Genomic DNA, 25,493 nt, shown 5'->3' with positions numbered 1-25,493 from the left:
CAGGTTTTGAGTGTTAAGCGTATAAGTGCCGGGAGTAAAAGTATCAGCGATTTCGCCCTCATTTACAAATACGGCTATCTGTCCTTCGCGAACAATCAGTTTCGCATTGTTTTTTATTTCGTTGTTGTACCTCTCAAAACGATATACAATAGTATCTTGCGTATTATCTAAAAATTCGATAATATCTATTAATTCATTTCTTAGCTTATCAAAAAGTCCCATACCTGATATTTTTTGAGTTAATATTCTTTCTTCAAAAATATATTATTTTTATCATTAAAAAGCAGTTTTACAGCTTTTTATTTTTTTTCTTCAAGTTCGTATTACGATCTCATATTCAGCAACCAAAGTAATTTTCTCAACACAAAAAGTAACAAAAGTAACAGGTATCAGCATATTATTTATTGTCACTTTTTCCCTCAGATGAAGTTACTCTTAAAGGTGACTGCTTCTATATTAGACAATTTTTATATATAAAAATCACAAAGGAAAGATTGCTTTAGGGATATAAGCGATAAAAAGAGATTACTGTCGTGTTTCTTGTCATCCTTAACTCGAAGAATCGACGGAGTCAACACATAGTGAAGCATCTCTTGATGATAAGTCGAGACCCTTCGTTACAGCCAGAAACAACGATCGGTAGAGCCAATGACATGCAACCGTAAAGGTTTTATATTACACTCAGTATATTTTCTCACATCAAATCGCAGCTAGGTTTTTTAATAATGGGAGTGTAACCTTTTTTATATATGCTGTGTCCTATCATTATAAAGAATAAAAATATAACTAAAAAACACAGAAGATATGATTAATAAAAATACTATAATAAATTACTTTAAAAACATTGAAGGATTAAGCTATATACTATTTCTTAATCGAAGAGTTTTCATTCTGCTATCACTTTTAACCTCATTAAATCACATAAAAGCTCAATCGCAGGAAGTTACCACTGAGAACATCAGATTTGAGAGCGAGGGAATAACTCTAGCCGGCACGATCTACACACCTCAACATTCAGATGCTGCGGTAGTTTTAGTACATGGTTCGGGGCAGGAGCATAGAATGAATGAATTTGCATCCCTTTTAGCACAAAATGGAATTTCAGTATTAACCTACGATAAGCGAGGAGTAGGTGAATCGGGTGGAACTTATATGGGTCCGGAGGTGGGCACGAATAATGTTGACTCCTGCAATCTTACACTATTAGCTAAAGATGCAAATGCTGCCATAAATACACTTCTTGAGCGAAACAAGAACATACCAATTGGTTTAGTTGGCTTTAGTCAGGCAGGATGGATCATTCCTATTGCTGCAAGCAATAATTCATCTGTCGATTTGATGGTGCTGTTTAGTGGCCCTATAATTTCAACACTTGAGCAACTACGATTTCAGTTTTTCACAAATGGTAACCCTGATTTTTGGAATTTCCATACCGAAGCTGAGGCTCGTGAAAGTTTGCATCACAATAGTCGCTTTGATGAGCAGTATAAAATAGAATCTTACAAGTTTATCGACACAGACTCTTACGAAACTCTAAGCAGACTTTCAACTCCGGGGCTTTGGCTTTTCGGGGAGAAGGATATACAAATCCCTGCAAGATTATCAATAGAACGTCTAAATACACTCAAGGTTGAAGGCAAACCTTACGAGTACTGCCTATTTTCAAAATTGGGACATAATCTTACATTCTCGGACTCCAGCGAGTCTGTTCGCATCGCTATCCACTGGATTAAAAACAGAAAGTATTATATAAAAAATAAATGACAGACACTGTATAAAAACAAAAAAAGGTTGTCCATATCAGACAACCTTTCTTCTCTATGTATTTTCAATAAATTCTACTTTTCCAATTCGTTCAGGTTCTCATCAAGAGCCTCTATTTTCTTAACAAGCAATTCCATTTCTTCTTTCAGCTTTTCAATCTTATTATTTACATCCTTCAACAGTCCGCTTGCCCCTTTAGACGAAATAGACAGGAAGTTCATGTTGTTTTCATAAGTCTGAAGATCTGATTTTACTTTATTGTACTGATGCATCAAATGATCACGCTCTCTGTACAAAGCTCTCTTAGGGTTATCCTGTTTTGATATGTCTTTTATATTCGATTTGAAAGATTCGAAACGACGTTCTGTCTTATCCACTTTCAGACGATCATAATGAGCATCAACAGCCTGATGGAATTCTTTATAAATTTTATCCTTTTCTTTGAATGGAACAAAACCGATTTTATGCCATTCGTCAGCTAACTCACGCACCTTAGCGATAAGCTCGGATGGATCCAAAGACTGATCAACATTTTTGATCTTCTCTATTATTTCTTTTTTAGCAGCCAGATTATCCAATTCTTCGCTCTTCTGAGAAGACTCATTCTTCTTCTTTTGTTCGAAGAAATAATCGCAAGCCGTTACAAATTCTTTCCATATAGCATCCGAATATTTGCGAGGCACAGGCCCTATAGTCTTCCACTCTTTCTGTATAGCAATCAACTTATCTGTTGTGGATTTCCAGTCTGTACTGTCTTTTAGGGCTTTTGCTTGTTCTGTCAATGCACGTTTCTTGTCCAGATTTTCGTCCATTTCGCCTCTCACACCCTTAAAGAATTCACTCTTCTTTTCGAAAAATGCATCGCACAACGAACGGAACTCTTCAAATATCTGATTATTTACTTTTTTAGGAACAAAACCGATTGTCTTCCATTTAGCTTGAAGCTCTATCACTTCCTTGCTCTTTTCATCCCATTCTTTGAAAGAAGTCAAAGTAGAATAATCTATGTTTTTCAAGGCATCACAAATTGCAGTCTTTTCAACCAGATTTTCTTCTTCTCTACCTTTCAGTGACTCGAAATGAGTCTGATATTTTTTATTTATAGCTGTAGAAGCATTCTTAAATCGAGTCCAGATTTCTTCTCTTAGTTCTCTGGCAACAGGACCTATCTCGCGCCATTGCTGATGGAAATTCTGCAACTGATGAAAGGCTGAAACCGAATCAGTATCATCTATCAGTTTTTCTACCGACTCGCAAATCGCATTCTTAAGTTCAAGATTCTTCTTGAAGTCATAATCACGAAATTCATTGTTGATCTTTATCAGATCATAAAACTTCTCTGTATATATTTGGTAAGATTTCCACAAATCTTTCTCTTTCGACTGAGGAACCAAGGTTATATCATTCCATCCCTGCTGCAAGTCTTTAAACTCTTTATAAAGCTTATTGAAGTCATCAGAACTTTCAGTCAAGTTCTTAATTGACTCTATTATCTGAAGTTTTTTATTATAATTTTCTTCTTTAAGATTTTCTTCGGCTGCTGCCTGGCTTGCACGCTTTTCTTTCAATTCACTCAAGAAAGTTTTCAGCACATCTTCACTCGGATCAGGTGCAGGAACAAATGCTTCGGCATCGTTTCCGGCTTCAATAAATTCGGCCTTTTGCTCTTCTATAGCAGCAGAACGCAACTTATAAAAAGCTTGCTTAAGCGACTCTACTTCAGCTCTTGAAGGAATTTCAGTTTGTGCGGTCAAGTTTTTTAATTTTTCAATTATTTCATCTTTGGTCAAAGATACTTGCTTTGCCACCGAAGTCTCTGTAGATGTTTCCGATTGCTCTTTCGCTTCCTCTTCAACAGATTGGTTTGTAACTTCCTCTGGTAGATTATTTTCTGGCAATTCAGGATTTAGGTTCTCGTTCATATAGTTAGTTTTTAGGATGAAAGGCATAGCCTCTAGTAATTCATAAGGCAAATTAATGATTTTTTTTTGTTATTTCAACTATCAGAGCACACCTTTTTTAGTTTTTGATGCCAAAAGGTCATTTTTCACCTTTTTTCTTTCAAACGCTGCTTTCTTCTTTCTTCCGCTTCGCGCTCTTTTTGTTTGCGTTCCTGTTCTTTAACCTTCTCTTTTTCCTTCCGTTCTTTTTCGCGCTGGCGCAGGCGTTCTTTTTGTTCACGTTCCTTTTGCTTACGGTCTGCCTCTTTCTGTTTACGGGCATCTTCACGAGCCTTCACTGCAGCTTTGGCTGCATCTTCTTTTTGCTTCTCTTCCAGTCGTTTTTGTTCCTCAGCTTGCTTATTCGCAGACTTAATGGAATCTTCGAGTGCTTTTTCTACATTCGCTATCGAGTCTGTTCGGGCTTTCTCTACGTTGTTGATAGAATCTAAGCGGATTTTTTCTATTGCTTTTTGTTGTTTTTCTTGTTCTTTACGCAACATCTCTTCTTCCTTAAGTGCTTGTTTTTCCTCTTTTGTCAGTTTTTCCCGATTCTTGTATCGGTCAAACAAACTCTTAATACCATCAACAGGATTGCTGACAACATTAGATATATCATCTATAACGTTATTTATTTCTTCGGCTTTTTGTAATTGATCTTTCGACAACAAGTCATCCCCTGTTATCTGTTTATCATTTACTTTCGTTTCAGGTTGTTTTTGTGCAGGCTTTTCAGGCACGACAGGTCTTTGGGGTATAATAACTGGTTCTTTTGCTAGTTCTTCAAGCTCTTTAGCTTTACTCTCCTCTTTAGCCTCAACAGCTTCTGCTATTTCTACAGGCTGGGTAGATTCCATATATTCCTCACCTCTCCATGAAGCTATCAACTGAGGGAATTGTTCTGAATAATGCTCTCTAAAGTATGCCATGTATTGCTCTAAGCCAAGCCGAGGAAGCACATTGATATAATTATCTGTTGATATCGGCACTACAAGAATTGCCGTATCGAGATGCTGTATGAGCCCTTCTTTACTATATGCTTTTGAGAGATATGACCTTATAGCAGCAAAAGAATTAAACCCTTTCATCTGCAATACCTCATACGGCGGATCTGTATCGAAGCTCAGGTCGAATGTCTGAATAACATAATTGGTAAAGTTATAGTCGGCCACCTGATAGAGTAATTCGTTTCGGTCTATCGTCTTTGGTTTAAACATGAGCATCAACACATAAGGGACATCCAATGTATCGGAATATTGTAATATCTTCCCTTTAGAAGCCAATAAAGAATCTGCACCCTGATAAGCCTTGCTCCAGTCGAATCCGGTGACAGGAGAGCCATCCGACAGTAATATTTTTCCACTTTTCAGGCGTTCGAGAATATCACTCGCTAAAGGAGTAATATCAGACTTCGGATACTTCTTCACTAAACCCGTTAAGCTCGCTTCCAAGTTGCCTGCATCACGTACCTGAGCATAAGTCAATGCATTCAGTAAAGTAAAATTAGGCATCAGGTCAGTGAACGGATATTTGGTATTCATTGCCGCATAGTTGCGCCTTACAGTTTCCACATCTGCCTGTTGGTATGCTTTATAAGCTTCGTTGTAGAGCGAATCCTGCAAGCTAGCCATATGACGGAAATTCCATTCATAGTCGGGTTGAGAAACAGGACCTGCGTACTTACCCGATGCAAACTCATTCATCAGTCTAGATCGGTATGTAGCCATCATATTATTATCTCCCAAACGCATATAAATAAGGAACAGTTGATAGTAAATTTCTTCCAGATTAGGAGTATTGGGGAAGCGGTGTATATTTGTATTAAAGGCATCGATAGCCAAATCCATATCTCCCAGCTTATCTTTATATATCAGCCCCATCTTATATAAGGCATCCTCGATAAGAACATTCGATTCTTTTATTGCCTCAGGAGTAAGAGGTAATTGTTGCAGATAATACTCAACAGAATATTCATCATCAACGGCATTCTTTGGTTTGTTGAGTTCTTCATTCTGAGCTTGAAGCTCCTTTATCCGATGTGTTTCTGTATTCAGAGAATCGGTTTCTTGCGCTGTATCTACCTCATCAAAGATTCCTGTAGATCGCTTATTACGTCTGCGCCAATCATCTTCCAGCTTACGATTTCCCCATTGTTGTTGAAATGCTATCTTACCCTGATTTACTGCTTGTTCGTTATAGAAATAGAATGTAGCTGCACCTTGCTGTGTAATAACAGGGGGGGCTACTGGCGTCTTGTTAGATTGGTCAAACAGTTGTTCATTTATATCATCCCACGACGATATACGCTCCTGCCGTTCTTCGATCCGCCTTTGGGTATCCTCTTCTTTTTGTCTTTTTGCTTCTTCTTTTTTAAGATCTTCTATTTTTTCATTGATAATGCGAAAACGTTCCTCTTCGGGAAGTTGAGCTATATATTGCAAACTATCTTGTTCTTCTACTACTTTAACATGTACAACCAGCTCATCTAGCACACTCGACCTTAAAGCTACCTTCGGATAATCGTGATGAGATTTATTCAATTGAGGCAAAGCTTCTGAGTAACAAGGTTGAGCCAAGACAAATTTGCGCTTAAGAAAATATAGGTCTCCGAGTTTTATCTGGGCCATTGCCTTATCGTATCCGTTACGAACACTCTCTTTTACTCCTTTTTTATAGTTTTCAAGAGCCTTCAAGGTATCTGTTTTCTCAAGATATATATCTCCCAAAGTAGTATATATCTGATCGAGATATTCTTTGTTTCGCGTCTTCTTAGACATACCCGACAATATGGATAATGCCTTTGTCTTTGCCGGAGAGTCATCCAGCTCTATTTGTCTGAGTTGTGCATTGAATGTATACTTATAAGGTGTACTCATACCCTTAACAGACGCGAACGCCTTATCTGCTTTGGCTTTGTCTCCCTGCTGAGCATAAAGCTGCCCCAAAAGATATTTCATGCGGGTCTTTTGATGCTTGTTCTTTTCGCTCTTTATGGCTATCTCCAATTGAGATATGGCAGCATCATACTCATTATTATAAACCAGATAATTGGCTTTCACCAATGCATAAAAACCTTTATGCTTTTCGGGGGCTCCTCCCGCTATCTCTATTTTATGTAAGATATCTCCGGCTTCATACATCCATCCCATTTCGGTATATGCACGGGCTATCCACAACTGACATTCAGCTACAATCTCGGGATTGGTACTGTATATCTTAGTTATATACAGGAAGGTACTGACAGCTTGCAAATAGTCTCCATCCTGAAATTCAGCTTTCGCCAGCAACAGCCATACCTGATCCATAAATGGAGTATATTCTTTTTGACGAATCCACGCCTGATATTCGGCATCGTTGCGCCTATCGGGATCACGCTTAGGTTTTGCAGTTATCGAATGCAGCTTGATTGCTTTGGTTGTTTTGTCTATCGTGGTTGTAAAATTTCCGGATGACGTAGTAAGGGAGTCTGTACTTTTAGGGAAAATATAGACCAATTGCGAAAGATTGTCTTCCCTCCCCTTCTCTTTTGCTTCGAGGGCTTCTTTGTACGCAATATCAGCATTGTAGTGTATATTATAGCGTGTATTCACCGAATGGTAAAAACGTGTCAAGGCGGTGTTCTTCTTGTTAGAACATGACGATGTGATAAGGAGGATAAACAATACACCAAATCCTATGTATAGTGTACGTACTAGATTATTTTGTGACACGTATAAACCAACAGCTGATTAATCATATATAAAACACAAAAATAAGCATTTTATTGTTTTATATCCTATCATCACTTTTGAGCAAGTCTTCAATCGTCAAAATCTAGATTTAATCTTTTTCATTATACCCAAAAGTATATATACTATCCATATACGAATACAGAGATAGTGAAGCCCAAAAGAATGGTTACCAAGAGCTAAAAAATAGGCTTTCAACTATACAAACTTAACGTGTACAGATATAAACCAGTACGAGCACAAGGAAAAGTACAGCAGATACAATTAACATCGCTTTTCTCATATTCATTTATGGTATTAGGATTTCTACGAAGATATAAGATTTTAGATAAATAGAAACAAAAAGAGCCAAAATTTAACTTTCGGCTCTTTCTATATTAGAATAAAGGATATCTCCTTATTTTATCTTTTCTATTATTTCGTTCAAAGCCTTTGTCAAACCTTCGGTATTTTTACCACCGGCTGTAGCAAAGTGAGGTTGACCTCCACCTCCACCTTGGATCTGCTTAGCGGCATCACGTACCAGTTGGGATGCATTTAACCCATGATCCTTTACTAGGTCGTCACTTAGCATAACAGTAAGTAAAGGTTTTCCTTCGTATTCGGTAGCTCCTACAAAAGCTGTATTTTCAACAAATTGTCCTTTTATCTGGAAAGCTATATCTTTCACAACTTCAGCCGGAAAAGGACCATTTAATACATAGAAGTCAATGCCATTTATAACCTGCTTTTTCTTTATCAGAGCATCTTTAATCTGAACGGTCTTTTCCTTTACATATTCTTCAACGGTCTTCTTCATTTCGGCATTTTCCTCAAAGAATTTACGAAGAGCCTGAGTCAGGTTTGGTGTATTGTTAAACAGGGATTTCACCTCTGTCAATATATCTTGTTGAGCATAAAAGTAGTCTTCGCAAGCCTCAGCCGTAATTGCTTCTATACGGCGAATACCGGCAGCGATCGAGCTCTCGTTGATAATACGGAACGAACCGATACGTCCTGTAGAAGAGATATGAGTTCCCCCACAAAGTTCTACTGAATCGCCAAAGCGGATTACACGAACATCTTCCCCATACTTTTCGCCAAAGAGAGCCATCGCACCCATTTCTTTCGCTTCGGCAATAGGTACATGACGCATTTCCTCACGAATGATGTTCTCTCTGATCTTACCTGTCACATAACGTTCTACTTCACGAATCTCCTTGTCTGTCAACTTTTGGAAATGAGAGAAGTCGAAGCGAAGAACAGACGGAGAAACATACGACCCCTTTTGTTCTACGTGACTACCCAGTATTTCACGCAGGCCTTCGTGCAACAAGTGCGTTGCAGTATGGTTGCACTCTGTTGCAGTACGGTTCTTCAGATTGATACGGGCTATAAATGTAGCTGTCAGATCTTGAGGAAGCTTATTCGACAAATGTACTGCCAGATTGTTTTCACGCTTTGTATCCGATATTTCGATTGTTTCGTCATCGGTTGCCAGCCAGCCACTATCACCTACCTGCCCTCCCATTTCTGCATAGAATGGAGTGCGGCTCAATACAATCTGATAGAACTCGCTATTCTTTTGTTTTACCTTGCGGTAACGTAATATTTCGGTTTCACATTCAGTGAAATCATAACCTACAAAATCAGTATCTCCATCTTTCAATGTCACCCAGTCTTCTGTTTCTACTGCTGCGGCATTGCGGGCACGGTCTTTTTGTTTTTGCATCTCTGCCTTGAAGCCGGCTTCATCTACAGACAGACCATTCTCTTTCAGAATCAGCTCTGTAAGGTCGAGAGGAAATCCGTATGTATCATACAAGGTAAAGGCTTCAATACCGCTTAGTACTGTCAATCCTTTTGCTTTTGTATCAGCTATTTGCTTGTCGAGCAGCTTTATACCTGTCTCTAATGTACGCAAGAAAGACTCTTCTTCTTCCTTCATTACTTTTTCAATCAGCGTCTGCTGTTGGATAAGCTCAGGATAAGCATCTCCCATTGTTTCGATCAATGCAGGAAGCAGCTTATACATAAACGACTTGTGCTGATCAAGGAACGTATATCCATAACGAACGGCACGACGAAGGATACGACGAATCACATACCCCGCTTTGGCATTCGATGGCAACTGCCCGTCTGTTATAGAAAATGCGATAGTACGCACATGATCGGCTATCACACGCATCGCAATGTCATTCTTCGTATCGTCACCGTATGTAGTGTTAGCCAACTCGCCAAGAGCCTTTATTATAGTCTGGAATACATCCGTATCATAGTTCGATATCTTACCTTGAACAGCCATACACAAACGTTCGAATCCCATCCCTGTGTCAATCACTTTGGCAGGAAGCGGATCAAGCGACTTGTCGGCTTTACGGTTGTATTGCATAAACACGAGGTTCCAGATTTCCACAACCTGAGGGTCACTCTGATTCACCAAAGTAAGCCCATCTACTTTCGCACGTTCTTCATCCGAACGCAAATCTATATGTATTTCAGAGCAGGGACCACAAGGACCTGTGTCACCCATTTCCCAAAAGTTATCTTTCTTGTTGCCATTGATAATCCGGTCTACCGGTAAATACTTTTCCCAATAGGCTGCTGCTTCATCGTCACGAGACAAGCCTTCGGAAGGGCTGCCTTCGAAAACAGTAACATAGAGACGGTTTTTATCTAATGCCAAAACTTCTGTCAGATATTCCCACGCCCATTCGATCGCCTCTTTTTTGAAATAGTCTCCAAAAGACCAGTTTCCAAGCATTTCGAACATCGTGTGATGGTAAGTATCGTGTCCTACCTCTTCCAAATCGTTATGCTTCCCACTCACTCGAAGGCATTTTTGAGAATCGGCTACACGTGCATACTTGATTGGCGCATTACCCAGAATAACATCTTTAAACTGGTTCATACCCGCATTAGTAAACATCAGTGTAGGGTCACCCTTGATCACCATCGGTGCCGATGGTACAATTTTGTGCTCTTTAGATGCAAAGAAGGATTTAAACGATTCACGAATTTCTTTAGAAGTCATCATATTTTTAAAATTAGTAAATTAGCGAATTAGCAGACATCGGATACACTCCTAACTGTTTGCTAATTTTCACATTTTCATGTTGCCACATTAATTTCTGTTTCTTTATTATAATCAATTTGCAAAAATAGCGCAAAAACTTTACTTTTGTCGAACTCGCGAAAATAAAAATGACAGGAACCATAAAATGAAGCGAAAAGTATATTATAGATACAATCCGCAAACACTCACATATGACAGAATTTATCCTAGCCGCAAAGATAGGATAATTGTGGTTTTCCGTCACCTGATATCGGGTATTGTAGTTGGTATAGTCGGTCTGATAGCAGTTACCTATTTCTTCGATACGCCTTGGGATAAAGCTCAGAAGAAAGAAGATGAACTGATCCGTGCACAGTACGAAGTCTTGTCTAAGCGGATGGACGAAGTTATAAACGTGATCGGAGATATACAACAACGAGACGACAATCTCTACAGGGCAATATTCCATGCAGACCCTATCCCCTCCTCCATCCGAAGTTCGGGAGTCGGAGGTATCGGAAGGTACGATTACCTGATGGAGTTGAAAAGCCCCGATCTGATTATACAAACTACAAAGAAGATGGACTTCATCGAAAAGCAAATCTATATACAGTCTAACTCGTTTGATGAAGTGCTCAGCCTTGCCAAAAGCCAAAAAGATCGTCTGAAACATATACCAAGCATACAACCTGTACCCGACAGATACCTGAAACAAGTAGCCTCGGGATACGGCACGCGCATCGACCCTATTTATGGTACAGCCCGCTTCCACGCAGGAATGGACTTTGCCGCAAACATAGGAACACCCGTGTATGCTACCGGCGATGGTACAATAATAGAGGTAGGTTGGAAGCAGGGATATGGTAAATGTATTATGATCAGTCATGGCTATGGCTATGAAACGTTATATGCTCACCTCAACGAATACAAAGTACGCCCGGGACAAAAGGTTACCCGTGGCGAGCTGATCGGAGAAGTGGGCAACACCGGAAAATCGACAGGCCCGCACTTACACTACGAGGTACATGTAAAAGGTCAGCCCGACAATCCGGCCAAATACTACTTTATGGATCTCTCTCCTGCTGAGTATGATAAGATGTTACAAATTGCCGCTAACCACGGACAGGTAATGGACTGATGCTGCTATGAAAATCGATTTCGAAAATAGTAACCGCCTGTACTACTCCCTGCGAGAAGTTGCTTCGCACTTTAAAGTGAACGAATCGCTGCTCCGTTTTTGGGAAGGTGAGTTTGACATCATCAGACCAAGGAAAACAGAAGGAGGTACACGCCAGTACACAAAATCCGATATCGAAAACATTGCCATCGTTTATCATTTAGTAAGAGAAAAAGGTCTTACCCTCGAAGGTGCACGCCAGACCCTAAGACAGAAAAAAGACGAAGAAGCCCGCAAAATTCAGGTTATTCAAAAACTGGAACAAATAAAAAAAGAGTTGATAGATATGGAACGGGAGTTTGACGACTCTATCGATTGAAGTAATCTATATTTTCACCTCACTTTATCTTATTCCTCAAACTATTTCTATAAAAAGTAACAAAAGTAACACATATCCCCTTTTTTCAGTTGTCACCCTCTGTAACGGTATCCGGGAGGCAAGGGTCCTGTGTTCTGGTTGGGAATGGTAACGTGTTTTGGTTTTTTCTTTGGCTGAGGCTCTACCTCCGTATCAGCTTCCTTTATTGCTAAGGGTTTATCTGACGGCTTCATTGGCTGATTGTCTACAACCGCTTCCTCTTTTTTCTTTTGTTCTACCGATTGACTATTTCTAAGATTTTCACGCAAGAGATTTAAACTCTCTGCTGTGGTCGGATCGCGCACCACGATTGTTAAAGCAGGTTCATGCTTATACTCTGCCTCTTTCTCTTCTTTGGCTTCATTTTGCAGCAATACTAGTTTTATAGCATGGGTATCCGGAGCATATTCCTTTTGCCTGACAGTGCGGGATTTCAATACTAACTTTTCAGGATTACTCTTATCGGGAACATACACTGTCCGGGTTTCGGTGAGGGTATAGCCTTCCAGCCTCTTCTTCAACGAATTGCGTGCCAACATCAAGAGTTTGTCGTCTCGAGATTCCATCGCTCTTTCAACAGCCTCGTTAAATTCCGGTTTTGTTTTACGCCATTCATAGAATGTTTTTCGATTTATATTCAATGCATTACATATTTCCGAAATACTATATGTATCTTCTTCGATAAAAGAAATTATCCTTTCTACCAATCGCTCTGTGTACTTTGCCATATCTATTATAAATTAAGTGCTAAGAATAAATTTATTGTCGCCTTTTTTATCATCCTATGTTTTTAAAGGGTCGGTATACTTCGTTGCCTCACAATAATAAAAGACTATAAGACAATAATTATTCTTGATTACTATAATAGATAAAATTGGACAAAAATGATAAAGGGGAATTTTGAAAGGAAAACAGGGTTCTTGCTATTCTATATTGAAATCGTTCATACGAGATTGTTCGTTTTATTCAGGATAATAGGCTGTATTTCTGAAGTATGAACAGTGGCTTGTCCCTACCCATTTATATCCGGACAACGACAAGGGATTGCTTCTACATACGCATATAAGAAAAAGCACCTCCAAGTCTGATTTATAGACTTAGAGGTGCTTTATATTTATTCTTCAGGCAATTCTTATATGCCCAAATCTTTACATACTTGTTCTATTTTCTTTTCAGTAGCAGCATTCACTGCATCGTATTCTTCACGTGATTTCAATTTATCCTGAACTTCAATGTAGAACTTTATCTTCGGTTCTGTTCCCGAAGGACGGATTGACACCTTCGTTTTATCCTGTGTAAAGTATTGAAGTACGTTCGAAGTGGTAGGCATCTCGAGAGTATATTCTTCATTGATGCTAAAATCTTGTGCCTTCAATGTCACAAAGTCTTTGATCAATATCACTTTCGAGCTGGCTATTTCTTTGATCGGATTTTCTCTGAAATTCTTCATCATCGCTTCTATTTCTTCAGCACCGCTTCTACCTTCTTTCGTTACCGAAATACCTTTCTCTTTAGAGAAACCATATTCTACATAGATGTCCTGAAGCATTTCGTACAATGTTTTTCCGTTGTCTTTTGCCCATGCGGCGATTTCGCCAAACAAGATAGCAGCAGAAACAGAGTCCTTATCACGTACAAAGTCTTCGGCTAAGAATCCATAACTTTCTTCACCCCCACCTATATAATTACGCTTGCCTTCCAGTTCACGCATTACTGCAGCGATCCATTTAAAGCCGGTGTAACACTCAAACATCTCCACGCCATTCTTCTCAGATACAACCTGAGTCAAAGCACTGGTAACGATTGTACGCACTGTATAGTCTTTCTTTGAGAGCAATCCCAATTCCTTACGGCGTGTGATTATATAGTAGATAAGGATAAGCATTGTTTGGTTACCATTCAGCAAGATAAATTCTCCTTTATCGTTGCGAATACCTGCACCAAAACGGTCAGCATCAGGGTCGGTAGCAAATACCAACTCGGCATTTGTTTCTTCTGCCTTTTTCACGGCCAATGCCATAGCGGCAGGATCTTCAGGGTTTGGAGATATCACTGTAGGAAAATCGCCACTCAACACATCCTGTTCGGGTACGTTGATAATATTGGTAAACCCGCATTCTTTTAATGCTTTCGGGATAATTGTAAATCCTGTGCCATGCAGAGGCGTATAAACAATACCGATATTTGCATGACGCTTGATCGAATCGGGAGAAAGAAGCAATGTTTTCAAGTCCTGTATATAGGCATTGTCCATATCCTTGCCGAGTATTTCGATCAGCTTTTTATCACCGCCTTTAAATTTGATCTGATCCACTTTCACTCTGTTCACCTCAGCGATAATGCTCTTATCATGCGGAGGAATAACCTGCGCACCATCTTCCCAATATACCTTATAACCGTTATATACTTTCGGGTTGTGAGAAGCTGTAATCATTATACCACTCTGACAGCCTAGCTTGCGGATAGCATACGAAATTTCGGGAGTAGGCCGTAAGTCTTCGAACAGATATGCCTTGATTCCGTTTGCAGCAAAAATATCTGCCGAAATTTCGGCATACAAACGGCTATTGTTACGACAATCGTGGCCGATCACTACTTTTATTTCTTTTAATGAAGAAAACTCCTTCAATAGATAATTAGCCAGCCCTTGTGTTGCACCTCCGATTGTGTATATATTCACGCGGTTGGTACCCACACCCATAATTCCGCGAAGTCCTCCTGTTCCAAATTCAAGATCTTTGTAAAAAGATTCTATAAGCTCCGTTTTATCTTCTTGATCCAACAATGCCTGAACTTCTTTTCGTGTATCGGCATCGTATTTTTCCGACAACCATGTTTTTGCTTTAGCTGTTACCTGTGCCAGCAATTCACTGTTTTCCATGCTTTCTTCTTTATTTTAGTTTTATATTGATCTAAACAAAAATGCGAATAACAAAAATAACAATTTTTTGCTTTGAGGGGGTAAGAAGATATAAGAAATATAGTCTTTCTCCACACTCCGACCAATCATATCCTTTAACCTATTGATTATTCACACAAAACTAAATAGGTGAATACTAAAAACATAATAAAGTATAATAAAAGCTAATCACTCCGCATGGCATCCATTTAAGAAAAGTTCTTTTTGGCGGTTCTCGAAGAAAGTATTACTTTTGCAGCGGTTTTAACGCCCCCTACTCATTTGGGCTAGTATTCACTAAAAATTAAGAATCATGGACGAAGACCCGTATCCGAGTTACAGAAACAAAACTAAATTATTAACCTCTCTGTAAAGGGTCTTATTGTGATTTCCTTACAGAGATAAAGTAAGGAGATTACATCATGAGTGAAATAATAATCCGCCTCCAACAGCTTATTGAAGACAAAAGCTGGAAAATCGTAAAACAAGAACTTAACAACCTCGATTCTGTTCAGATAGCAGAAATCATTGCCGACATACCAAAGTCTGATCAGATCATTTTATTCCGCCTCTTGCCACAAGAATTGGCAAAGGAGACTTTCAAACGCCTTTCTCACGACGAAAAAGAAGATATAATCGAAGGACTGGCTGTTAACATCAATGTCGTAACATCTCTTCTTAATGATCTTGATCCGGACGACCGTACAGCCTTCTTTGAAGAACTGCCGGGCGAGGTAAGCCAGCGTCTGATGCAGATACTATCGGACGAAGAAAGAGAAATCACCACCAAGCTACTGGGCTTCCCAAAAGATAGTATCGGACGTCTGATGACACCCGAGTATGTTGCTGTAAGACCATACTACACAGTAGAACAGGCTATAAACCATATCCGTAAATTCGGAAGAGACTCCGAAACACTGAATGTAATATACATCGTAGATGATAATTGGAAGCTTATCGCCGATATCCGCATCAAGGAAATAATTTTGGCTTCTGCTAACCAGACCATCGGCGAGCTTAGCGACAATCGGCTTATCTCGCTTAACGCATACGACGACCAGGAGGTTGCCGTAAAAATATTCTCCGACCATGACCGTGTAGCTTTACCCGTAACCGACACCAACGGCACACTGCTGGGCATTGTTACCATCGACGACGTGATGGATGTGGCTGAAGAAGAAAGCACAGAAGACTTCCAAAAGTTTGGGGGTACAGAAGGACTAGACTTGTCATATACCAAAACCTCTCTGACTGAAATGGTCAGAAAACGTGCCGGATGGCTAGTTGTCCTCTTTTTAGGAGAGATGCTCACAGCATCAGCAATGGGGCACTTCGACGAAGAGATAGAGAAAGCCGTAGTGTTGGCCTTGTTTGTTCCACTAATCATTTCAAGCGGAGGTAACTCGGGTTCGCAAGCTGCCAGTCTTATTATCCGTGCATTGGCACTAGGCGAATTAAAGCTCAAGAACTGGTGGTATGTGATGAGAAAAGAGATTTTATCAGGTCTGCTTTTGGGTTCTATCCTCGGTGTAATAGGTTTTACCCGAATATTTATATGGCAAGAACTGGGCTTATACGACTATGGTGAATATTGGGTATGGGTTGCTTTGAGTGTGTCCGTTTCGCTCATATTCATTGTTTTGTGGGGAACGTTCTCCGGTTCGATGATCCCCCTCATGCTAAAGAAAATAGGATTAGACCCCGCTACTGCATCAGCTCCGTTTGTAGCAACGCTGGTGGATGTTACCGGACTTATCATCTATTTCTCTATTGCAGCTATGTTCTTAAGCGGAAAACTACTCTAACAAACTAATTATATTATAAAGTAAAAAGCGGCTGGCTTAAGTTTATCTCTTGTCATACTGAGCAAGATGAATAATTTAAGCCAGCCGATCTTTTTTTATATTATATTATTCAAAAACACCTTCAATCTATCCGACTCCGTATTTGATCTGATCGAATAAGAAAGGGAATATTTTTGCGTCTACGCCATGATTTAATAGACTTTCTCTGTCTGCATCAAACAACATTGCAAACAGCTCGAAGTCATTATCTTTGTATACAGCTTGTTTATAATGTTCGATAGCTTCTTTCATATTACCGGCGCAGAGGTCTACATGTCCGGCATTCAGAAAATCGTGTATCGTAGGTTTTCTTTCTAAAATTTGATTGTAATATTTTTGAGCTAACTCGTATTTCCTCAACAGGAATGCAGTCCACGCAATAGGACGCTGCGCTTTTGTGCCCTTAGAGTCTAATAGCTCTACCTTAAAATACGTATTCAAGGCCTGCTCATAATCGTTCATCTCCAGATAGCAATGTCCTATATTCAGCTCCGTGTTTATATTATCAGGATTCAGTTTTGCTGCCTTCTGATAGTAGTACAATGACATATCCGGCTTCTTCAATGTTCGGTATATCTGTGCTATACGTCTTATGATCCACGAATTATCGGGTCTCAGCACATCTGCCTGCAAGTAAGCAGCCAAAGCACCGTCCTGGTTGTTGAGCATTTGCTTGCAATACCCTATTTTTTGCCAGATATCATCATTCTGACTATCAATATCAATCAAACGATTGAAAACATCCAATGCCTCACTGAAATTATTTTTGTCGAAACAATACTGAGCAATCTTCCTCATACTTTCCTCATCGGATATCAATGGAGCAATAGACTTCTTGTCATAGAAATTCAAATTCAGCTTGAATACGTCAAAGAAGTTGTTGCGATATGGATGCAATTTAAAGAAACGATACAGATCTTGAATATATTGATTTGAGGTAACTTCGTCATCGATAGTAGGATTCATTGCCTGTGCCTCTTTTTGCAGCTGCTTTATCTCTTCCGATTCGGCACCCATACGCCCCATCATCATATCCCGTTGTGCAGGAGATATCTGTAACAGGCTCAAACAGAAAGAATACTTATCCGAGTTGCACATATGCCCCGAATCGAGAACGGCAGTCTTCAGCAGATTACTTCCGCTATCTTCGGGAAACAGGCTCATAAGCTCAGAGTACGAAGGATCGAAAGGCATAAACCAATTGCTCATTTCGGAAAAGAAAGAAAAGTGCTTTAATCCCGAAAATGTAGAATGAAACACATCAGCACCTTCCATTTGCAAATTGGAATATTCCTGTAACTTTTTACCAAGTCCCGATTCTTCAAGCTCCTTTTGCCATTCAGGATTTTTTTCCGAAAAGTCTGTATCACCGCCCATCAGCTCTTCCATATTCAGTTTGCGACCGGCCAGATTATTAAACTTCATCATCTCTGGCAAAATCTCCTCTCTGATTTTCTTGCTAATCTGTTCCGTCTCGCGCGAACGAATCAACTGAATGACAACACGGCGAACAGCCCTGCGGAATTCCTGATTTTCGGACATAATATCCAATTGGTTTTGCAACTCAGGATACAATGACCAACGCACATCGTACATCTGCATGACAATCACAAGACCTACAATAGCCCTTACACGCAGTTGCATATTGTCGGAAAAAGAAGTATACATCAACACCTGTACTTTTCTATAGTCGAAACGATGGAACAAGCTTAAAGACAATGCAGACAACAACAAGCTCTTTTCTCTTACAGGCATCACCTCGTTTTCGAGAAAAGAGATATAATCATTATAGTCGCTTTCTTCGGCTCGGGGAGAGACATATACTTTGGAGAATAAATCGGAAGCTACACGTTCACGCCTTACCGCCAAATCGAGCTTTCGCTGGTTCTTTTCTTCTCCCGCCTCTAGCAAATCGACTATAGACATAGAATCGGAGATATCCTTCAACTGCATCAAATAATCAGGCAGCGTATTTGTCTTTAATCTGTTTATCCGATACTTCTCATAAAATATATTGGTCGACTCTGTATTTAACAGTTCATCGGCAACATCGTCTGTCAACTCATATAGAGATCTTAGGAGATTACGATACACATTATCCCGTTCGGTATCTTCAACACCTTCAAACAGGTAATGAAGCATATATTTGTAGTTTGTCTCCAGTTCGCTCAATGTTTCAGACACTTTCCAATCCTGAAGGTTTACGACCAACTTTGTCAGTGACTCAAACACATCTTTCAACTGTCTTTTTGACAGGTTTTGAAGTATTTCTTTTTTAAGAGCTATTATATCGCGACTGTTCATTCTTTAATACTATGTATGGGTTATGCTCAATTAGTCATTATCAGTGTAGAAGGAGCATCACGAAGCAAGTTAGGTTTTTTCACATCCAGTTCTTTCCAACTATTGAGACTAATCAAGATCAAATCTTGTTTCATCAATATATCACTATCTACGGGTATATTGTTGTTCCACAGCTGAAACAGGTATGGGTTCACAGCTTTTATCGCCTTTACAGACTTTACAAATTCTATCGAGTTCTCGGCCAATCCTACACGATCCCATAATGTTATTCTCACGTATGAGTTCTCGGCCAGCCTTTCCATAAAGTCACCCATAAAAATATCATCCTCATCCAATATAGGAACAAAAATGTTACGGATAGTTATTAATCCTCTATCAATAAATATGCCAACCGGCATATTCGTCTTCGAAATAATAGAGCGGGTACGATCATCGAACGGAGCATTGAATGTTCCTTTTTTTCTGATCTTGTTCTGCACGATAGAAAAGATATAATCGGGAACATAACTCAGAGCATTGGAGAAACGCCCTAGAAACCTGTCGGAATATGTATATCCTTTATTCCCAATCAAAAGGAAATCGTATTCTCCTTTGTTTGCAATTTTTATAATACTGTTCTGAAAGTTGTTTGTAACCTCAAACATCGTGTTTACATCCTGTTGCAAAGAGTGAGCCTCCTCCTTAACGGGCTCAAAAACACGATCTTCTTCCTCATCTATATTGTATTGATGCATCGGACTACCTTCCGTCAAGTGCAACAATGTCAGATCAGACTGTGACTGTTTTCTTTTTATCAAACAGCTTGCCAAAAGCAACAGCTTGCGCCCTGTTTGAGGGCTTGAAAAAGGCACTAATACTTTAAATTTCTTTTGTGCCGATATTTCAGAATAATTTTCGTTTCGTTTAAATATCTTATCCAAAATATTTAAACTAGGCGATGTCATAAACGTGGTAACCAATGCCATAATCACCATCATGGCAAATAGTTCGGGCGTTAATATTCCTAAGTCGAGACCGATGTTTAAGACAACGAGCTCCATTAAACCTCTGGTATTCATCAATGCGCCTATCACCAAACTGTCTTTCCAGTTTTGTCCCACAAAGCGAGCAGCCAAGGCGCTACCCAAAAATTTACCGGTTACGGCAACCGCAATCACAATAAAACATACTAGCCACAAATGTCCGGTATTTAATAAACCGATTTCGGTTCTCAATCCGGTGAAAACAAAGAACAGAGGCAATAAGATTATTAGTGTTACATATTCTATCCTTTCGGTCAGAAGATTACGTAAACGGATATTCGATGGCATTATAACCCCTGTAAGGAAAGCCCCAAACAAAGCGTGAATACCGATAGCCTCGGTAGTATATGCCGATAAGAACAATATCAATATAAAGCCACCCATTATGGTTTTGGACATCCCTTTCGAATGGTGGTTATCTGCAATATTTTTTAAGATGGGGCGAACAACCTTAAACATAATAAGTACATATACCACAGCCATTAAGATCACATATAGCGAACTGGTGAAAGTTCCGGCTTTGGCTATCGCTATCACTGCGGCAAGCAAACACCAAGCTGTGATATCGTCTATGGCTGCACAGGTAATAACCATTGGCCCTACCGGCGACTTATTAATTCCCTTCTCATGTACAATACGTGCCAAAACGGGAAAGGCTGTTATACTCATCGCAATTCCCATAAATAGTGCAAACGAAACAAACCCGGAATGCGCATGCGTAAAGTCTTCATATATAAAATATGCCAGTAATGCTCCTAACGTAAATGGAAAGACAATGCTCGCATGACTTATGATTACGGCACTGTGAGCCCTGTTCTTCAACACATTCAGATTCAACTCCATACCCACAATAAACATAAAGAGTATCAGCCCTACCTGACTCAACAAGTTGATATTCACAAGCGAAGATACAGGAAACAGAAATTGGGAAATCTCAGGAAAATATAAGCCTAATAAAGATGGACCTAATACGATCCCTGCCGCTATTTCGCCAATCACAGAAGTTTGACCGATTTTTCGACATATCCAGCCAAAAATTTTCACCACCAGCATTATTACAATTATCTGCAACATCAGGATAGCGAAAGGAACACTTATATTATGCAATAAGCTTTTGCCAAATTCGCCCCATGCGGTTTCTCCTGTTGTTTGTTCAGAGATGGTACGTCCTACCTCCAGATTATTTTTACCAAGTTGAAGTATAATAAGTAATATGAGAGAGAATGACCCTATCGATATAATGTAAAAAAGTACATTCTTTAATTTTTTCATACCTGTTCTCCGTTAACAACCTTAATTAATTATAAGTACCATATAATAGTTTTGCCTAAGCGAAGACAAAATTATGGTTTATTTTCGATTCCTTTCCTACTTTACTTAAATAGCGTATATATAAGCATTATATATATTAATTTTTTTTAACTAGTATTTTATCTATACGAACGCCATCCATATCTACAATTTCGATTATAAAAACTTTCCATTTCAGAATCTCTCCGGTCTTCGGTATATGTCCCAGTTTATCCAGTATCAGACCACTTACTGTATTGTAGTCGTATTTGTTATACATATCTCCCATTCTGAAATAAACAAGAAAATCGTAGAATGAGCATTGCCCATCTATAAGACAACTTCCATCCTGACGCTGTACGATTGCCGGCTCTTCCTGCGGATCTAACAAAGTACCGACCAATGCTTCCAGAATATCTTTTAATGTAACAATTCCCCTCACCGCTCCAAATTCGTCGCAAACAAGAGCATAGGATATATGATTAGCCTTCATGTCAGCTAGGGCACTATACACTTCCATACTTTCAGAAAAGAACTGAACAGGACGTACAACAGTTTTCACATCAAAGTCGGGAGATTCGATCTTCCCAAACATATCCTTCAGATAAACAACTCCCAACACATGATCCAAATCTTTAGTTCCTACAGGATATTTATCAAAGGGGTATTTATGTATAAGCGTCACGATCTCATCATTTGTCATATCCGTATCTATCCATACAATATCTCCCCGATTGGTCATAATAGATTCCAAATCCCTATCGCCCAGATTAAAGACACGCTCTACGATTTCTTTTTCTACATCCTGTACTTCACCGTCTTCGGCTCCTTCAATTACCATCGACTTAATTTCTTCTTCTGTAACTTTAGACTCGGACAGAGAAATACCCAGCATGCGAAATATTAATGCCGAGCTTTTGGATAACAGCCATACAAAAGGAGATACAACGATAGACAAATAATGCATCGGGCGAGCTATAGCTTTAGCGACTTTCTCTGCCGAACTCATCCCAATACGTTTTGGCACCAATTCGCCAAGAACAATTGTGAAATAAGTAACTATTATAACAATACCAAACCGAGCTAGCGGATATGCATAGTTTGCAGAAAGCCCCAGATTGATAAATAATGCCGATACATCGCCGGCCAATACATCTCCCGAATAGAGCCCCGTGAGGATACCGATGAGTGTAATTCCCACCTGAACAGTAGATAAAAAACGATCGGGATTTTCGGACAGTTTTATTGCAGTCTGAGCAGATTTACTGCCTCGTTTTGCTTCCGTTTTGAGACTTGATTTACGTGCTGAGATAACAGCAATTTCGGACATTGAAAAAACACCATTCAATAATATCAAAAGAACTATGATTGCGATTTCCATATATTTTATTAATATTCGTCAAGCGAAGGTAAAGATATTACAAATGCAAAATACATTTATTTGATATTTATTAAGAAAGTTTGAAAATCCGTTCAATCTTAATTGCTTTGTTTGGGATCACTCCTAAAGGAATAAATACGTGAAACAGGATATAACCCACTTCTCAAATAAATGATTCGATAGACTATATTAACAACCGAATGAAATAAATTTTGTATTTTTGACGGACTTTTTCGAAAAAATAAAAACATTAATATATGAACATCTCGTACAACTGGTTAAAAGATTATCTTGACTTCGATTTATCCCCTCAGGAAACTGCCGATGCCCTGACATCTCTCGGTCTCGAAACCGGCGGTGTAGAAGAAGTAGAAACAGTAAAAGGAGGTCTCGAAGGCCTAGTGATAGGTGAAGTACTCACTTGTGTAGATCATCCCGACTCAGACCACCTGCACATCACAACGGTAAACGTTGGGCAAAGTGAGCCACTACAAATAGTGTGCGGAGCTGCAAATGTTGCCGCAGGACAAAAAGTGGTGGTTGCATTAGTAGGAACAAAACTATATTCGGGCGATGAGTCTTTTACGATAAAGANNAGGTGTGGAGTCGCTTGGCATGATATGCGCCGAAGACGAGATAGGAATAGGTACAAGCCATGCGGGAATCATCGTATTACCAGCCGATGCTAAGGTAGGTACTCCGGCAAAAGAATATTACAACATACAGAGCGAATATATTCTCGAAGTGGATATTACACCAAACCGTATAGACGGAGCTTCACACTTTGGAGTTGCCCGTGATTTGGCTGCATATCTGAAACAAAACAAACTAAAAGGGTCACTGAAAAGTCCATCAGTTGAAAGCTTTCAACTGGATGAACCAAACGGCGGTGTACCTGTAAAAGTAGAAAATACGGAAGCCTGCCCACGTTATGCAGGAGTAACAATAAAAGACGTAAAAGTTTCCGAAAGTCCCGAGTGGCTTAAGAACAGGCTTACTTCTGTAGGCTTGCGCCCAATCAATAATGTAGTAGATGTTACCAACTATGTATTGCAAGAACTGGGACATCCATTGCACGCATTCGATGTGGCTCATATCTCGGGAGGAACAGTAATTGTAAAAACCTTACCGGAAGGAACTAAGTTCGTTACACTAGATGAAGTAGAACGTACACTTAGCGAGAGAGACTTGATGATATGCAACGACAAAGAAGGCATGTGTATCGGTGGGGTATTTGGCGGATTAGATTCGGGGGTTACGGAAAAGACTAGCGATGTTTTCCTCGAATGTGCATACTTCAACCCTACATGGATACGCAAATCGGCACGTCGTCATGGATTAAATACCGACGCTTCGTTCCACTTCGAACGTGGCTGTGATCCGAACGACACGATTTATGTATTGAAACGTGCTGCGTTGTTGATACAAGAACTTGCAGGAGGTAAGATAGTAGGCCCGATACAAGATATATATCCTAACCCTGTAGCAAAACCTACAGTAGAGCTGTCGTACGATAAAGTTAATAGCCTGATAGGAAAGGTTATCGAAAAAGAAACTGTAAAATCTATCCTCGAAAGTTTAGAGATTACAATAGAGAAAGAAACGGAAGATACGCTTAGCCTGTCTATCCCTACCTATAGAGTAGATGTATTGCGTGATGTAGATGTGATCGAAGATATATTACGTGTCTACGGATATAACAACATCGAAATAGGCGACAGCCTAAAGTCGAACCTTTCGTACGAAACACCTACAGACAAAAGTTATGACTTACAAAATCTGATCTCCGAGCAATTGACAGGTAGCGGATTTAAAGAAATAATGAATAACTCGCTTACAAAAGAAGCTTATTATTCAGACTCTCAATTATACCCTGTGGCTAACAGCGTACGAGTTATCAATCCGCTCAGCAACGACCTTAATGTGATGCGTCAAACCTTGATTTACGGAGGTTTGGAGAGCATTGCATACAACCGTAATCATCAGAATCCTGACATCAAATTCTATGAGTTCGGGAACTGCTATTTCTATGATGCTTCTAAGAAGGTGGAGGGTGAAACTTTAAAAGAATACAACGAAGAGTTTCATCTTGGCTTGTGGCTTAGTGGAAACAACATAAGCAATAGTTGGGCAGCAGGCGATGAAAAGACATCCGTATATCAACTAAAAGCGTATGTTGAAAATATATTAGCCCGTTTGGGTATCGCAACCAACAGGTATGAATACGTACAGACATCGAACGAAATATTTACAGCAGCTTTAGATATACAAGCCAAGGGAAAAGGTAAATCTCTGGGCGTATTGGGTATAGTTAACAAGAAAGTGCTGAAATCGCAAGACATTAATGCAGAAGTGTTCTATGCCGAACTAAACTGGGATAGCCTGATGAAAGAGATCAAGAAGCATAGCATCACTTACACGGAAATATCAAAGTTCCCGGCTGTAAAACGTGACCTTGCTCTGTTATTGGATAAGAATATCCTTTTCGATCAGATAGAGAAGATAGCATACAAAGCCGAACGTAAGTTATTAAAGAACGTTTCTTTGTTTGACGTATACGAGGGCAAAAATTTACCCGAAGGCAAAAAGTCTTATGCAGTAAACTTCGTTATTCAGGACGATGAAAAGACTCTGAATGACAAACAGATTGATGGCATCATGCAAAAGATACAAAAATCGTTAGAAAGCGAATTAGGTGCACAGTTGAGATAAATCTCAAACTAAAATAGATGAAATAGGCTGCTTCGTAAAG

Annotated in this window: 13 protein-coding genes and 1 pseudogene; 5 read left to right on the top strand and 9 right to left on the bottom strand. The window is 39.5% G+C overall.

The window, feature by feature from the left end:
* Positions 1–222: SPFH domain-containing protein (locus B3P17_RS09290; RefSeq protein ID WP_291105242.1), on the bottom strand; the 222-nt coding region annotated here is incomplete at its 3' end.
* 582 nt (positions 223–804) lie between these two features.
* Between B3P17_RS09290 and B3P17_RS09285 the strand changes: the two genes are divergently transcribed.
* Positions 805–1,764, top strand: a complete 960-nt coding sequence (locus B3P17_RS09285; RefSeq protein WP_252636751.1) for an alpha/beta hydrolase family protein — start codon at positions 805–807, stop codon at positions 1,762–1,764.
* 74 nt (positions 1,765–1,838) lie between these two features.
* On the opposite strand, the gene B3P17_RS09280 is transcribed toward B3P17_RS09285, so the two are convergent.
* The 3 genes from B3P17_RS09280 to alaS all read right to left on the bottom strand — a co-directional run bounded on the left by B3P17_RS09280 (position 1,839) and on the right by alaS (position 10,448).
* Positions 1,839–3,686, bottom strand: a complete 1,848-nt coding sequence (locus tag B3P17_RS09280; protein WP_252636753.1) for a DUF349 domain-containing protein — start codon at positions 3,684–3,686, stop codon at positions 1,839–1,841.
* A gap of 125 nt (positions 3,687–3,811) precedes the next feature.
* Complete coding sequence (locus B3P17_RS09275; RefSeq protein WP_252636754.1) at positions 3,812–7,414, bottom strand: tetratricopeptide repeat protein; 3,603 nt, start codon at positions 7,412–7,414, stop codon at positions 3,812–3,814.
* Between the two features lie 415 nt (positions 7,415–7,829).
* Positions 7,830–10,448 (bottom strand): alanine--tRNA ligase, encoded by a 2,619-nt coding sequence (gene alaS / locus B3P17_RS09270; protein WP_291105236.1) that lies wholly within the window; start codon positions 10,446–10,448, stop codon positions 7,830–7,832.
* Positions 10,449–10,632: 184 nt separating this feature from the next.
* On the opposite strand from alaS, the gene B3P17_RS09265 reads away from it, so the two are divergent.
* Both B3P17_RS09265 and B3P17_RS09260 read left to right on the top strand, forming a co-directional pair.
* Positions 10,633–11,604 carry a M23 family metallopeptidase gene (locus tag B3P17_RS09265; RefSeq protein WP_252636758.1) on the top strand — a complete coding sequence of 324 codons (972 nt, stop codon included), beginning with the start codon at positions 10,633–10,635 and terminating at the stop codon, positions 11,602–11,604.
* Positions 11,605–11,611: 7 nt separating this feature from the next.
* Positions 11,612–11,962: a MerR family transcriptional regulator gene (locus tag B3P17_RS09260; RefSeq protein ID WP_252636760.1), complete on the top strand. Its 351-nt coding sequence runs from the start codon at positions 11,612–11,614 to the stop codon at positions 11,960–11,962.
* Positions 11,963–12,054: 92 nt separating this feature from the next.
* Here B3P17_RS09260 and B3P17_RS09255 read toward each other — a convergent pair whose 3' ends face one another.
* Positions 12,055–12,729, bottom strand: coding sequence for a bacteriophage terminase small subunit (locus B3P17_RS09255; RefSeq protein WP_291105231.1), 675 nt, complete (start codon positions 12,727–12,729; stop codon positions 12,055–12,057).
* 404 nt (positions 12,730–13,133) lie between these two features.
* Positions 13,134–14,882: a phospho-sugar mutase gene (locus B3P17_RS09250; protein WP_252636763.1), complete on the bottom strand. Its 1,749-nt coding sequence runs from the start codon at positions 14,880–14,882 to the stop codon at positions 13,134–13,136.
* A gap of 440 nt (positions 14,883–15,322) precedes the next feature.
* Between B3P17_RS09250 and mgtE the strand changes: the two genes are divergently transcribed.
* The gene (gene mgtE / locus B3P17_RS09245; protein WP_252636764.1) at positions 15,323–16,705 is read left to right on the top strand and encodes a magnesium transporter; all 1,383 of its coding nucleotides are present in this window, start codon (positions 15,323–15,325) and stop codon (positions 16,703–16,705) included.
* A gap of 126 nt (positions 16,706–16,831) precedes the next feature.
* Here mgtE and B3P17_RS09240 read toward each other — a convergent pair whose 3' ends face one another.
* The 3 genes from B3P17_RS09240 to B3P17_RS09230 form a co-directional block, all read right to left on the bottom strand.
* The gene (locus tag B3P17_RS09240) at positions 16,832–19,048 is read right to left on the bottom strand and encodes a tetratricopeptide repeat protein (RefSeq protein WP_252636766.1); all 2,217 of its coding nucleotides are present in this window, start codon (positions 19,046–19,048) and stop codon (positions 16,832–16,834) included.
* A gap of 26 nt (positions 19,049–19,074) precedes the next feature.
* On the bottom strand, positions 19,075–21,342 hold the full coding sequence (locus B3P17_RS09235) for a cation:proton antiporter (RefSeq protein ID WP_291105226.1): 2,268 nt from the start codon (positions 21,340–21,342) through the stop codon (positions 19,075–19,077).
* Between the two features lie 136 nt (positions 21,343–21,478).
* Positions 21,479–22,741: a hemolysin family protein gene (locus tag B3P17_RS09230; RefSeq protein WP_252636769.1), complete on the bottom strand. Its 1,263-nt coding sequence runs from the start codon at positions 22,739–22,741 to the stop codon at positions 21,479–21,481.
* Between the two features lie 257 nt (positions 22,742–22,998).
* Between B3P17_RS09230 and pheT the strand changes: the two are divergent.
* Positions 22,999–25,453 (top strand): annotated as a pseudogene (gene pheT, locus B3P17_RS09225) (phenylalanine--tRNA ligase subunit beta).
* The last annotated feature ends 40 nt before the right edge of the window (positions 25,454–25,493 follow it).

It is taken from the genome of Dysgonomonas sp. UBA7630 (assembly GCF_002483985.1).
Classification (GTDB): Bacteria; Bacteroidota; Bacteroidia; order Bacteroidales; family Dysgonomonadaceae; genus Dysgonomonas.
The sequence above is the reverse complement of the archived record's forward strand: the minus strand, read 5'-3'. Positions and strand labels throughout refer to the sequence as shown.

What these genes read in the sequence shown, in the direction of transcription:
- mgtE (WP_252636764.1), top strand. Translation starts at nt 15,323, where the DNA reads ATGAGTGAAATAATAATCCGCCTCCAACAGCTTATTGAAGACAAAAGC.
- B3P17_RS09265 (WP_252636758.1), top strand. Translation starts at nt 10,633, where the DNA reads ATGAAGCGAAAAGTATATTATAGATACAATCCGCAAACACTCACATAT.
- B3P17_RS09280 (WP_252636753.1), bottom strand. Translation starts at nt 3,686, where the DNA reads ATGAACGAGAACCTAAATCCTGAATTGCCAGAAAATAATCTACCAGAG.
- B3P17_RS09255 (WP_291105231.1), bottom strand. Translation starts at nt 12,729, where the DNA reads ATGGCAAAGTACACAGAGCGATTGGTAGAAAGGATAATTTCTTTTATC.
- B3P17_RS09240 (WP_252636766.1), bottom strand. Translation starts at nt 19,048, where the DNA reads ATGAACAGTCGCGATATAATAGCTCTTAAAAAAGAAATACTTCAAAAC.
- B3P17_RS09260 (WP_252636760.1), top strand. Translation starts at nt 11,612, where the DNA reads ATGAAAATCGATTTCGAAAATAGTAACCGCCTGTACTACTCCCTGCGA.
- B3P17_RS09230 (WP_252636769.1), bottom strand. Translation starts at nt 22,741, where the DNA reads ATGGAAATCGCAATCATAGTTCTTTTGATATTATTGAATGGTGTTTTT.
- alaS (WP_291105236.1), bottom strand. Translation starts at nt 10,448, where the DNA reads ATGATGACTTCTAAAGAAATTCGTGAATCGTTTAAATCCTTCTTTGCA.
- B3P17_RS09250 (WP_252636763.1), bottom strand. Translation starts at nt 14,882, where the DNA reads ATGGAAAACAGTGAATTGCTGGCACAGGTAACAGCTAAAGCAAAAACA.
- B3P17_RS09285 (WP_252636751.1), top strand. Translation starts at nt 805, where the DNA reads ATGATTAATAAAAATACTATAATAAATTACTTTAAAAACATTGAAGGA.
- B3P17_RS09235 (WP_291105226.1), bottom strand. Translation starts at nt 21,342, where the DNA reads ATGAAAAAATTAAAGAATGTACTTTTTTACATTATATCGATAGGGTCA.